Genomic DNA, 12,420 nt, shown 5'->3' on the forward strand with positions numbered 1-12,420 from the left:
TGGTATGGCTCGCGGCGCTAAAGAGTTGTCAGGACGACAAAAAGCAGCTATCCTCCTCATCTCACTAGGGCCAGAAGTTTCTGCCCAGGTGTTCAAGCATTTGCGTGAGGATGAGATCGAGCAACTGACATTAGAAATCGCCAATGTGCGAAAAGTGGATACGGATGAAAAAGATAAAATTTTATCTGAATTTCACCAGATTGCGGTTGCCAAAGAGGTAATTGCACAAGGCGGGATTACTTACGCCAAAGAAATCTTGCAAAAAGCTTTGGGTGAGACCAAAGCAATGGATATTATCAATCGCTTGACGGCAAACCTTCAAGTTCGACCGTTTGACTTTGCTAGAAAAGCTGACCCAGGTCAAATCCTCAACTTTATCCAAAATGAGCATCCGCAGACGATTGCTTTGGTGCTTTCTTATCTGGAGGCTCAACAAGCAGCCATGATCCTGTCGGCTCTTCCGCAAGAACGTCAAGCAGAGGTTGCGAAAAGAATTGCGACTATGGATAGTACTTCACCGGAAGTAATCGCTCAAGTAGAACAAGTATTGGAGCAAAAACTCTCTGCCACTGTTACCCAGGATTACACACAGGCAGGCGGGATCGAAGCGATCGTGGCTGTACTCAACGGGGTCGATCGTGGAACCGAACGCACGATTCTGGATTCCCTCGAAATTCAAGATCCAGAGCTGGCAGAAGAAATCAAGAAGCGTATGTTCGTCTTCGAGGATATTGCTACACTCGACAACCGTTCGATTCAGCGCGTTATCCGCGATGTGGAAAATGCCGATCTACAACTTTCTCTCAAAGTATCCAGCGAAGAAGTTCGGGAAGTTATTTTCCGGAACATGTCCAAACGGATGGCGGATACCTTCAAAGAAGAAATGGAGTTTATGGGCCCAGTTCGCCTTCGCGACGTCGAAGAGGCACAATCTCGTATCGTTGCAATTATCCGTCGCTTAGAGGAGGCTGGTGAGATCATCATCGCCCGCGGTGGAGGAGATGATATCATTGTCTAGGATCATCAAAAGCGCCAATTATCGGCCTTCTGAGGAATCTTTTCTCCTCTCGGTAACGCCTGTACCACTTAAGACGGAAGAAGTTGCCGAAAGGTTGCAAGAAAATCAAGAAATTTTTAATCAAGCTGAGATTGAGGCGAAAGCGATCATCTCAGATGCAGAAGAAACCGCGCAAAACATCTTGCAGCAAGCTACGGAGCAAGCAGAGCAACTAAGACAAGAGACGCTTGCTCAGATGGAAGAATGGTGGGAACAAAAACGTCAGGAAGCTGCGCAACTGTTTCAGCAAGTGCAAGAGCAGGCTATGACGGAAGGGCAAGAGGCAGGTTTCGAAGCGGGTAAACGTGAGGCATACGAGGAGCAAACAGCTTCACTCGTCCAAGCAAAAACCATTTTGGAACAAGCATTTGCCGAGAAAAAACAAATTATCGCTGAGGCGGAGCCTTTTGTAGTGGAACTCAGCATAGAAATTGCGAAAAAAATCATTGGACAGGAAGTGCAACAGCATCCCGAGCAGGTCCTGGAAATGACGAAAAAAGCACTTCGCCGCTCACGTGTTCATGGTGAGATTACGGTGTGCGTCAACCATAAGTACTTCGATTATGTGCTTGAGCATCGGGCTGGTTTTCTGGAATTGTTAGATGGACAAGCAGAGCTATCCATTTATCCTGACTATACCGTACAAGATGGTGGATGTGTCATCCGTACTGCTTTGGGGAGTGTCGATGCCCGCATCGATACACAAATGGAGGAGATTAAGCAGGCGCTGCTTACGATTGCCAGAGGAAGTGAGGCTCCATGAGCATCCTAGATCTCTCGAAGTACAAGCACATGCTGCATGGATTAGATCCGATGCGCGTGAATGGCAAAGTGACACAGGTTGTTGGGCTCACTATCGAGTCGCAAGGCCCAGAAGTGAAATTAGGCGAGATATGCCATCTATATCCGGCTAACACAAAGGAACCGATCATCGCAGAAGTGGTTGGCTTTCGCGAAAACAAAGTGCTGTTAATGCCATTAGGCGAATTGACCGAAATTGGTCCAGGTTGTGACGTGGTCGCGACAGGACGTTCGCTAGATGTAAAAGTTGGACCTGAAATATTGGGTTCGATCCTCGATGGATTGGGGCGGCCCTATCAAGGCTCACTGCCATTTGGGCTGACGTCCTATCCTACCAACAATATGCCACCAAATCCTATCCTCCGACCGCGCATTCAAGAACCATTGAGTGTGGGAGTAAGAGCGATAGACGGTCTTCTTACCATCGGGAAAGGTCAGCGGGTCGGCATTTTCGCTGGATCAGGGGTAGGAAAAAGTACATTGATGGGAATGATTGCCCGAAATACTACGGCAGATATCAATGTGATTGGTCTCATTGGAGAACGTGGCCGTGAAGTCATGGAGTTTATCGAGCGGGATCTTGGGGAAGAAGGACTAAAGCGGTCTGTTGTTGTCGTAGCTACTTCCGATCAACCTGCCATGATTCGAATCAAGGGCGCGATGATTGCGACTTCCATAGCGGAATATTTCCGCGACCGAGGAATGAATGTCATGCTTATGATGGATTCTGTCACGCGCTTTGCCATGGCGCAACGTGAGGTAGGCTTGGCGATCGGTGAACCGCCGGCTACGCGTGGTTATACGCCATCGGTGTTTGCGATGCTACCAAAGCTGATGGAGCGCGCAGGAACAGCGGATAAGGGAAGTATTACGGCCTTTTATACCGTATTAGTTGATTCTGACGACATGAACGATCCGATTGCGGATGCAGTGCGGGGGATTTTGGATGGTCACATTGTTCTTGACCGGAAAATTGCTCACAAAGGTCACTTTCCTGCCATTGATGTGATGGCGAGTGTGAGTCGTGTCATGAATGAAATCGTCGATAGTAACCATTTGGATGCTGCTCGTCAGTTAAAAAAACATTTGGCTACGTTTCGTGAAGCGGAGGACCTCATAAATATTGGGGCGTATAAGCCAGGCAGCAATCGGGAAATCGATGCAGCCATCCGCTATCGTGATATCATTTCTGGTTTTACGGCACAAGGAACGCATGAACCGTCTACTTTGCAGGGCGCTATCCAAGCATTGACAGCTCATTTCGGAGGAGTGAACTAATGTGCGTGTGTTTCAGTTTCATCTCCAAAAGGTTCTTGATTTAAAGGAAAAAGAAAAAGAACAAGCAGAGTGGGCTTTCGGAAAGTCGATCCAGCGTAAAAACGAAGAAGAGTGGAAGCTTTCTCAACTAACCGAGCATCATGACGAGATGACGATGAGGCTCCAGGAAGTACAGATGCAGACATGCAGTGCTGCGCAGTTGATTTCCATTACGCAATATCAGCAATCTGTTGCGAGATCCATTCAGAATCAGCAACGTACCTTGCATGGTTGCGAACAGGATGTGGAACGCTGTCAGTCACGATTGACGGAACGTATGAAAGAGTCCCAACTATGGCAACGCCTTCGGGAAAAGTCGCTCCACCAATTTCTGGACGACCAGAAGCAAAGAGAGCAAAAAGAGTTGGATGAGATCGGTACGCAGCTCTATCTTCGCCGAAGCTACTGAGGGAGGTTCCAAATGGAAGAAATCCAAGAAGAACGGGAATACGGCAGGTGGGAATGGTTCTTTTATATGATTGTCATTCCTGCACTGTTTGCCAGCCTCCTTGGCGGTGTGCTCCTGAGCTTGCTCGGAGTAAACGTGTTAGGGACTGTTCTCCACTGGGCTAACTCCATACCGTACGTGGAAAAATTAGTCCCGGACGACTATGCAGCAACTCCCGGCTCAGAAGAAAAACCTGACATGGACAAACAAGTGGCAACCCTACAGCAAGATCAAGCAAAAAACCAGCAGCAGATTACCGCTTTAAAAGAAGAGTCAGCAAAGAAAGATGCCACCATTGCGGCACTGGAAAAACAAATCGATGATGTGAACAAGGCAATGGAGGACAAGCGTGCGACTGAGGAAGAGCGTCAGAGGCAGTTTGCGGATTTGGCGAAAGTGTATACAACCATGTCTGCAAAGAATGCAGCGGCCATCATCGGAAATCTAAAATTGCAAGAGTCAGTTGCCGTCATGACAAAAATGAAGCCTGCACAACAGGCAGACATTTTGGCCAAGATGGAACCGAAGAAAGCTGCCGATATTTCCATCTTGTTAAAAGATTCAGTAGTGAACAAAGATGATGACATTGCAGCTCTGCAACAACGTGTTGATGTTCTGACAAAGGCGTTAAGTGATACGCGTGATGGGTCTGAATCGAAAGAGGATCTAATGAAAACATTCACTCAATTGCCTCCTGCGGATGCTGCTGCTATCATTCGTTCACTCATGGTTACCAACAGTGGTCAAGCCATTGCCTTAATGAAAGATTTGCCTGCGGATAAACGGGCACAAACTCTCTCAGCGATAGCCAATGATGACAAGAAACAGAAAGAACCAGATAATCTGGCGGCTCGCATAACGACAGAGTTGCTTCGAAAATAGATGGAGTAATCATCTGTTTTCGTTCCTATAAGCAACAAATCAAAAAGAGGAGGTGAACGAGATGAATGTAGCCAATTTGACTCCTGCCGTAGGATCAGCAGGATCTGTTACAGCGACACCTGTAGCGAATGCAGAAGGAACTGGTTTAGGTCAAATGTTTTCTATGCAATTGATGCAGGTGTTGGATCAGAACCCAGAAGAGACAACGGTGGCTCCAGAGGATTTAAATGAAGAGGATATGCTAGCATTAGCTGATCTCATGGCATTATTTGCCCAACTGCTTGGCGCTGGTCAAACGACGCAAGACGAATTACCGTCTGACGCTCAAGAAAAATTTGCAACTGCAATGGAACAACTCTTGGGCAAAGCGCAAGGAAATGCTGGTCAAGTGAGTGAGGATTTAAAGCAGATTCTAGCTAACCTGAAAAAAGGGGAAGCAACTCCAAACGAACTGGACAAGCTGGCAGCGCTTCTCGAATCCCTGAAGAATCAAAAAGGAAATGCTGAGGAGTCAAAACGAAGTGGACTGAACTTGCGATCCGATGTGATGACAAACGTGAACATAACCCAGCAGGATTCGTTTAAGACAATTTCTCCACTGCGGTTGAATCAAGGTCTCTCGGCTTACAAGCTAGAAGCAGGGATTCAGTCCCAGACCGTACAGTCAACCCTTCAAAGCGGCCTTTTGAATCAAGAGGGCAATCCAGAAGACGGCATGTTGAATGGAAATGGTCAGACACCAATTATCGCTTCATCTAATACACAGACACAATCTGTACAGACCTTTCAACAACAGTCTGTTCCAACACACCATGTAAACGCCAATCAACTGACACAGCAAGTCACACAGCTTTTCGTGTCCAAGATGCAGTTGACCCAACATAATGGCGTACATGAGGCAAAGCTGATTCTGAATCCACAATCTTTGGGCCAAGTAGACGTAACGATTACTTCCCAAAATGGCGTGATTACAGCACAGTTCCATGCTGAAACACAGGCTGGAAAGGATATGCTGGATAATCAGCTTCCACAGCTTCGAGCTGCTCTGACACAACAAGGCTTACAGGTTGATCGCTTGGAGGTAAACCAGCAGCAGGATACCGCTTTTAACTTCCAACAGCAGCGTGAACAAGCACGACAGCAACAAGAGAATCGACAACAGCAAGATAAAGACGAGCAAGAATTTGCTCTCGATGCCCTGGTAGACAGCAATGAATCAACAGAAGTGCTATGGAATCGATTGCGGGACACGGCTCGCGGCATTGACGACATCGTCTAGGATTGGCTATAAGGAGGAAGCGCCATGAACCATTTTCGTGTGGGGCAACCCTATTTTCCTCCGAAAACGAATCACGCCGCAAAAGCTACTACCCAAACCGCTCCGGGAAACAACGCGTTATTTCAGCAGTATTTGACGGAATCGATTGGCGCTGCAACCAAGACGGAACCACTCAGTTTTAGCCAGCATGCCGTCAATCGCTTGCAGGAGCGGGGCATTACGCTAGAGCGACAACAGATGGAGCGTTTGGAATCCGCTGTGCAAAAAGCAGCCGCCAAAGGCGCCAGAGAGTCTCTCGTTATGATGGATAATGTGGCCTACGTCGTGAGCATCGTAAATCGGAAAATTATTACCGCCGTAGACGATGGTAGCATGAAGGACAACGTATTTACTAACATTGACAGTGCCATTTTCGTGTAGGTGGCTGTTTACTGGGCTGGACCTCCTCTTGAGGAAGCCCATTCGGCTACCGACTGACAGAGGTAGCCGCTGTAAATGAGAAGGTAAAGGAGGAAGTTAGTATGCTTCGATCTATGTATTCAGGTATTTCAGGCTTGCGTGGATTTCAAACTAAGTTGGATGTTATTGGTAATAATATCGCAAACGTAAACACGGTTGGTTTCAAAAAGGGACGCGTGATGTTCCAAGATATTTTGAGCCAAAACGTTCAAGGGGCTGGGGCACCTACAGCAGGTGGGAAGGGTGGAACTAACCCAACTCAGATTGGACTAGGAGCTTCAATCGCATCCATTGATACCGTCTTCTCTGCAGGTAGTCCGATGACAACCAACCTGCCAACAGACCTTTCTATCGAGGGCGATGGATTCTTTATGGTAAGCCCGGATGAAGGGGCAACGATCTATTATACGCGTGCAGGCAACTTTACACGTGATGCAGAGGGATACCTGGTGAACTCCCAAGGGATGAAGCTCATGAACACCGATCCAGGTGCGATTCAGATCAGCCAAAATGATGGGGTTGTTTCTTACTCCATCGGAAAAGATGGGGTCATCACAACAGTGGATGAAACTGGTGCCCTAGACTCTACGAATACCATTGGGGTAATGACTTTCAATAACCCAGGTGGTTTGAAGAAAATCGGGAACAATCTTTACGAAAATACAGTAAACGCTGGTGCGAATGATGGTGACCCGATGACACCAGTGTCGCCAGCTGATGCAAAAGTAAGCATCATCGCGGGCCAACTGGAAATGTCCAACGTTGACCTTTCTGAAGAATTTACAGAAATGATCGTGGCACAACGCGGTTTCCAAGCAAACTCACGGATCATCACGACATCTGACACAGTATTGGAAGAACTGGTGAACCTGAAACGATAATTTCGTTTAACGGAAAAGCCGGGGAAGTGTTCTAAGCCTTCCCCAGCTTGATCCGGAAAGGAGCAGCCAATGATTAAGTTAACGCGGTTTAACGGTTCTACTTTTTATCTGAACATCACTCACATTGAAACTGTTGAAGGAACTCCGGATAGCGTAATTACGCTGTTCAACGACAGAAAGTACATCGTGAAGGATTCGGTGGAATCCATCGCTGAACGTGTTCAGGCTTTTTATCATAATGTTCCTCCGGCAACTTCTGTACCGAAAATGCCGGGTGATTCAAATGAATAGCGGGAGGCATTAGCGATGTTTCAAAATCGATTGTTTAACATGGCTCTAATTATTATCATCGCGATATCGCTACTGGGAGTGATCTCGTTTGTTCTCTGGCAAACCTATCTCTCTCCAGCTGCGCAAACAGCTTCGACGGAAGAGCAAGAAGTGAAGCCGCTCACGGCAGGGGAAATAAAAGAGTTCTCCGTTGACACTGGCGAAATTACTACGAACTTGCTAACGAATAATTACATGATTGTACGCTTTAGCATTACGGCTGACAGTTCTGCTGCCAAAACAGAGTTGGAACAGCGTTTGCCGCAAGTCAATCAGGTGATTATTAAAACATTGGCGGGGTTGACACCAGAAGACATAAAAGGAACTGAAGGTGTGAACAAGCTGGAAGCAAAAATTATGAATGAAATCAGCTCCCTGATGCAAGAGGGTAAGATTGTTCAAGTAGTGACAACCAAACGCGTCTTGTCATAGGAAGCGATTATGGTATACATAGCAAGGAGGTGACGACATATGGCCGAGGTTCTCTCACAGAGTGAGATTGATGCGCTGTTGGCCGCCCTATCTTCGGGCGAAATGGATGCCAACGAGCTGAAAAAGGAAGAAACTGAGCGTAAAGTCAAAGTATATGATTTCAAACGCGCCCTGCGATTCTCGAAAGATCAGATCCGTGGTTTAACGCGAATCCATGAAAACTACGCGAGGCTGTTGACTACGTATTTTTCAGCTCAGCTCCGTACCTTCGTGCAAATTACGGTTGCCTCCGTCGATCAATTGCCGTATGACGAATTTATACGTTCTATTCCCAAGATGACCATCTTGAACATCTTTGAAGCTCCTCCGCTGGAAGGACGAATGGTTTTGGAAGTAAATCCAAACATCGCCTATACCATGTTGGATCGACTTCTGGGAGGACAGGGGGCGATTCCGGAAAAAATGGGCGCCCTTACGGAAATTGAAACAACGGTGATGGAACGCGTATTCGGCAAAGCGCTGGATACTTTCCACGAGGCATGGAAGCAAATCATTGAACTGGACCCGTATCAGGAAGGCTTGGAAATGAATCCACAGTTCATGCAGATCGTCTCACCTAATGAGATTGTCGTGGTAATCTCTTTTAGTACCAAAATCGGCGATACAACAGGAATGATCAATCTCTGTTTGCCTCACGTGGTACTGGAGCCAATCATGACAAAGCTGTCTGGACAATACTGGTTCTCCAAACAGAAGAAAACGCGGGATGAAGAAGAGCGCCTGCGTGTAGAAGAGCGAGTAAAAGTTGCAAAATTACCGATTGTTGCTGAGATGGGAACAGCTACGATTACAGTAGGAGATTTCTTGCAGCTACAAAAAGGCGACGTCATTCAATTAGATCAATCGATCGACAACAAGTTGAAAATTAAAGTTGGCAACCACTTAAAGTTCTTGGGTCAGCCAGGAACGCATAAAGGAAGAGTCGCCGTACAGATTGATGAAGTCATAGAGGAGGGGGAGGAACAAAATGAGTAGAGATATGCTTTCTCAAGACGAGATTGACGCGCTGTTACGTGCGAACAACTTGGTTGAGGACGAAGAGGAAGCTGTATCGGCAGTAACCCAGGATGTTGCCGAATTTCTGTCCCCGTTTGAACAGGATGCACTCGGAGAAATTGGTAATATCTCCTTTGGGAGCGCAGCTACTGCGTTATCTACTTTGTTAAGTCAAAAGGTAGATATTACAACCCCTACTGTTTCCGTAGTCAATGTTGATGAATTGGAAAGCGAATTTCCGATTCCTCACGTGGCTGTCCACGTGGAATATACAGATGGATTCAAAGGAATAAACCTGCTCGTCATTCGCATGGAAGATGCTGCTGTTATTGCGGATCTGATGATGGGCGGAGATGGTAGACCAGCGAGCACTGAAATGTCTGAGCTTCATATCAGCGCGGTTCAGGAAGCAATGAATCAGATGATGGGCTCCGCTGCTACGTCCATGTCGACGATTTTCAACCAGTTCATTAATATTACGCCACCAGGCATCGATGTAATGGATCTGGCGCAAGGCAAGGGTGGAGACAGCTTCTCTGATGATGACAGTCCTCTCGTGAAGGTATCTTTCCGCTTAAAGGTAGGAGAACATGGCGAACTTATTGATTCAAATATTATGCAGCTTCTCCCTCTTTCCTTTGCGAAAAAGATGATTGATCGACTGGTTGGAGGTGCAGGGGATGAAGAAGCAGCAGCGGCCCTCATAGATGAGATAGAGATGCCTTCTCTGCCAGCAATGGGTCTGTCGGCTCCTTCTGTCCAGCCAAGTATGCAAGAGCAGCCACAGAGCCACGTACCGCCTGTAGCGCAGCCGTCACAGGCACAGCAACAGCCAATGTATCAGCAACCGCCGGGTTACGCACCGCCAATGGGCTACCCAGGACAGCCGCCGATGTATCCTGACGCGTATGGACAACAAATGATGCCACCTGGCTACGCTCCGTACCCAGGAATGTATCAGCAGCCTCCAATGGCTCCGCCAACACCACAGCATTTCGGAGGTCCTGCCGCTAATCAGGCGAATGTAGTACCAGCACAATTTGCTCCACTTGGAGGTGCTCCTATGTATACAGGAGACATACAGAATTTGAACTTGCTTCACGATATTCCATTACAGGTAACAGTTGAGTTAGGACGTACGAAAAAGCTTATTAGAGAAATCCTTGACTTGTCCGCTGGATCGATTATACAGTTGGACAAGCTGGCAGGTGAGCATGTAGACATATTGGTGAACAACAAATTAATTGCCAAGGGCGAGGTTGTCGTCATTGATGAGAACTTTGGGGTTCGTGTTACAGACATCATCAGTCAGATAGATCGTGTTCAAAAATTACAATAAACCAATCAAGTGGGAAGCATTAGGGAGGAGCTTTTTATGTCTAACAAAGTATTAATCGTCGACGATGCAGCGTTCATGCGTATGATGATCAAGGAAATTCTTTCGAAAAACGGGTACAGCGTCGTAGGGGAAGCAAGTGACGGTGCACAAGCAGTTGAAAAATACAAAGAATTGGGACCTGATCTCGTAACCATGGATATTACCATGCCAGAGATGGATGGAATTTCTGCACTGAAAGAAATTAAAAAGTTGGATCCTAACGCGCGCGTTATCATGTGCTCTGCGATGGGACAACAAGCGATGGTAATCGATGCGATCCAGGCGGGCGCAAAAGACTTCATCGTAAAACCATTCCAAGCGGATCGCGTTTTGGAAGCGATCAAAAAGACAATGAGCTAATGATGATGATCCGGAATGCAGGGGCAAGACTCATTTTAGCCTTCAGTCTGATCCTGTTGCTTTTCGTCTCCTCCCTGCCGAGTACCGCTTTTGCGGAAGGTTCAGTAGCGGATGCGTACAATCAGGGAAAAGTGCCAACTAGCAATGCGCCCGCCGGCAGTGAACAGCCGGCGGCCATTCCGGGCAGCGGAACAGGAAGTATGATCGGGTATCTGGTTCAAGTCATCTTTTCGCTTGGCTTTATTGCAGTATTGATCTTTTTATTGCTCCGTTTTCTTGGTCGACGTCAAGGGGCTCAAAGTCATGGACCGATTAAAGTGATTAGCGCAACTGCGCTAGGTAATGGCAAAACACTGCAGGTTGTTATGATCGGTGAGTCATTGTACATCGTGGGAGTAGGAGAAAACGTTCAATTGCTTCGTAGAATCGAACCGGGTGAAGAGGTAGATTTGATTTTGGCTGACGCTGAGATCAAACCGATGAAAAGTCCATTCTCGCTAGAATGGCTTCCGTTCGGTAAGAAAAAGCAGGCAGAAGAAGAAATCTTGTTTTCTTCTGAAATGGACGGGAAAAGCTTTCAAGATCTGTTGCAAGGTCAATGGAACGACTTGAAAAATCGTCCAAACCAAACAGAACATTGGAAGAACGAGCAAGCTCAGGACAGAGGGGACCAAAAATGAAATATTTTTTGCAGGTGCTGATGCTTGTCGCAGTGTTGCTATCCGTACCTGAAATGGCCATGGCGGCGCCAGTGGGGACACCGCTTGTTCCAAGCATTGATTTGAAGATAGGCGGCGGAACAGGAACACCGCAGGAGACATCGACGGCCATTCAGCTGTTACTGATTTTGACAGTATTATCTGTAGCTCCAGCGATTTTGCTTTTAATGACTAGTTTTGCGCGAATTATCATTGTCTTGTCTTTTGTAAGAAATGCGTTGGCAACACAGCAAATGCCACCGAATCAGGTATTGATTGCTCTTGCGTTATTTATGACATTTTTCATAATGGCCCCAACACTCGGACAAGTAAACGAAACAGCTGTGCAGCCATTTATGCAAGGAAAGCTAACGCAACAGCAGGCATTTGACGCGGCGGTCATACCCTTTAAGCAATTTATGGCAAAACAGACGCGTGAAAAAGATTTAGCACTTTTTCTGGAATACACAAAAGCCGAACGACCAAAATCGATCCAAGATATTCCTTTGAATGCGCTGGTACCTGCTTATGCCATCAGCGAATTGAAGACGGCTTTTCAGATCGGCTTTATGATATTCATTCCTTTTCTCGTAATTGATATGATCATCTCCAGTATTTTGATGGGGATGGGGATGATGATGTTACCGCCGGTGATGATTTCATTGCCGTTTAAGATTTTATTGTTCATCATGGTGGACGGCTGGTATCTCATTGTGAAATCACTTTTGACCAGTTTTTAGCGACATTCCGAATGCCTCAGGAGGTAGAGCATGACACAAGAATTACTTATGCAGATTGCCCAAAGCTCTGTTTATACCATCCTGCTGATTTCGGCACCCGCACTTGGGGTCGCCTTGCTGGTCGGTTTGATGGTCAGTGTCTTTCAGGCAACGACACAAATTCAGGAGCAGACACTCGCTTTCATTCCGAAGATCGTGGCCGTATTTGTTGTGATCTTGGCTGCTGGTCCATGGATGCTTCGGGTACTGCTTGATTTTACGATGGGGATCTTCGGTAACCTTCATCGTTTTGTTGGGTAGCA

At 46.8% G+C, this 12,420-nt stretch carries 16 protein-coding genes; all 16 read left to right on the top strand.

Annotated elements, in window-relative coordinates:
• Positions 1–4: 4 nt before the first annotated feature.
• The 16 genes from fliG (at position 5) to fliQ (ending at position 12,418) form a co-directional block, all read left to right on the top strand.
• Complete coding sequence (fliG, locus tag HP401_RS10755; protein ID WP_007719331.1) at positions 5–1,018, top strand: flagellar motor switch protein FliG; 1,014 nt, start codon at positions 5–7, stop codon at positions 1,016–1,018.
• The gene (locus HP401_RS10760) at positions 1,002–1,820 is read left to right on the top strand and encodes a FliH/SctL family protein (RefSeq protein WP_173604995.1); all 819 of its coding nucleotides are present in this window, start codon (positions 1,002–1,004) and stop codon (positions 1,818–1,820) included. Before fliG ends, HP401_RS10760 begins: the two co-directional genes overlap by 17 nt.
• The gene (gene fliI / locus HP401_RS10765) at positions 1,817–3,136 is read left to right on the top strand and encodes a flagellar protein export ATPase FliI (RefSeq protein WP_015891755.1); all 1,320 of its coding nucleotides are present in this window, start codon (positions 1,817–1,819) and stop codon (positions 3,134–3,136) included. Before HP401_RS10760 ends, fliI begins: the two co-directional genes overlap by 4 nt.
• Before the next feature lies 1 nt (position 3,137).
• Positions 3,138–3,584 carry a flagellar export protein FliJ gene (fliJ, locus tag HP401_RS10770; protein ID WP_016743321.1) on the top strand — a complete coding sequence of 149 codons (447 nt, stop codon included), beginning with the start codon at positions 3,138–3,140 and terminating at the stop codon, positions 3,582–3,584.
• 12 nt (positions 3,585–3,596) lie between these two features.
• Positions 3,597–4,505 (top strand): MotE family protein, encoded by a 909-nt coding sequence (locus tag HP401_RS10775; RefSeq protein WP_173604996.1) that lies wholly within the window; start codon positions 3,597–3,599, stop codon positions 4,503–4,505.
• Between the two features lie 61 nt (positions 4,506–4,566).
• Complete coding sequence (locus HP401_RS10780; RefSeq protein WP_173604997.1) at positions 4,567–5,784, top strand: flagellar hook-length control protein FliK; 1,218 nt, start codon at positions 4,567–4,569, stop codon at positions 5,782–5,784.
• A 24-nt stretch (positions 5,785–5,808) separates the two neighbouring features.
• The gene (locus HP401_RS10785) at positions 5,809–6,204 is read left to right on the top strand and encodes a TIGR02530 family flagellar biosynthesis protein (protein WP_015891751.1); all 396 of its coding nucleotides are present in this window, start codon (positions 5,809–5,811) and stop codon (positions 6,202–6,204) included.
• A 101-nt stretch (positions 6,205–6,305) separates the two neighbouring features.
• Positions 6,306–7,124, top strand: coding sequence for a flagellar basal body rod protein FlgG (gene flgG / locus HP401_RS10790; protein ID WP_173604998.1), 819 nt, complete (start codon positions 6,306–6,308; stop codon positions 7,122–7,124).
• Positions 7,125–7,193: 69 nt separating this feature from the next.
• Positions 7,194–7,415 carry a flagellar FlbD family protein gene (locus HP401_RS10795; protein WP_015891749.1) on the top strand — a complete coding sequence of 74 codons (222 nt, stop codon included), beginning with the start codon at positions 7,194–7,196 and terminating at the stop codon, positions 7,413–7,415.
• A 15-nt stretch (positions 7,416–7,430) separates the two neighbouring features.
• Entirely contained in the window at positions 7,431–7,886 is a 456-nt protein-coding gene (locus HP401_RS10800) for a flagellar basal body-associated FliL family protein (RefSeq protein WP_015891748.1), read from the top strand.
• Positions 7,887–7,925: 39 nt separating this feature from the next.
• Positions 7,926–8,921: a flagellar motor switch protein FliM gene (fliM, locus tag HP401_RS10805; protein ID WP_015891747.1), complete on the top strand. Its 996-nt coding sequence runs from the start codon at positions 7,926–7,928 to the stop codon at positions 8,919–8,921.
• On the top strand, positions 8,914–10,281 hold the full coding sequence (gene fliY, locus HP401_RS10810; protein ID WP_142496630.1) for a flagellar motor switch phosphatase FliY: 1,368 nt from the start codon (positions 8,914–8,916) through the stop codon (positions 10,279–10,281). Before fliM ends, fliY begins: the two co-directional genes overlap by 8 nt.
• Positions 10,282–10,317: 36 nt before the next feature.
• Positions 10,318–10,680: a response regulator gene (locus HP401_RS10815; RefSeq protein WP_007719294.1), complete on the top strand. Its 363-nt coding sequence runs from the start codon at positions 10,318–10,320 to the stop codon at positions 10,678–10,680.
• The gene (locus HP401_RS10820; protein ID WP_016743327.1) at positions 10,680–11,360 is read left to right on the top strand and encodes a flagellar biosynthetic protein FliO; all 681 of its coding nucleotides are present in this window, start codon (positions 10,680–10,682) and stop codon (positions 11,358–11,360) included. Before HP401_RS10815 ends, HP401_RS10820 begins: the two co-directional genes overlap by 1 nt.
• Positions 11,357–12,118 carry a flagellar type III secretion system pore protein FliP gene (gene fliP / locus HP401_RS10825; protein ID WP_087346826.1) on the top strand — a complete coding sequence of 254 codons (762 nt, stop codon included), beginning with the start codon at positions 11,357–11,359 and terminating at the stop codon, positions 12,116–12,118. The genes HP401_RS10820 and fliP overlap by 4 nt, the downstream gene beginning before the upstream one ends.
• A gap of 30 nt (positions 12,119–12,148) precedes the next feature.
• Positions 12,149–12,418 (top strand): flagellar biosynthesis protein FliQ, encoded by a 270-nt coding sequence (fliQ, locus tag HP401_RS10830; protein ID WP_007719290.1) that lies wholly within the window; start codon positions 12,149–12,151, stop codon positions 12,416–12,418.
• The last annotated feature ends 2 nt before the right edge of the window (positions 12,419–12,420 follow it).

The organism is Brevibacillus sp. HB2.2, assembly GCF_013284275.1.
In the GTDB taxonomy this organism is placed as follows: domain Bacteria; phylum Bacillota; class Bacilli; order Brevibacillales; family Brevibacillaceae; genus Brevibacillus; species Brevibacillus brevis_D.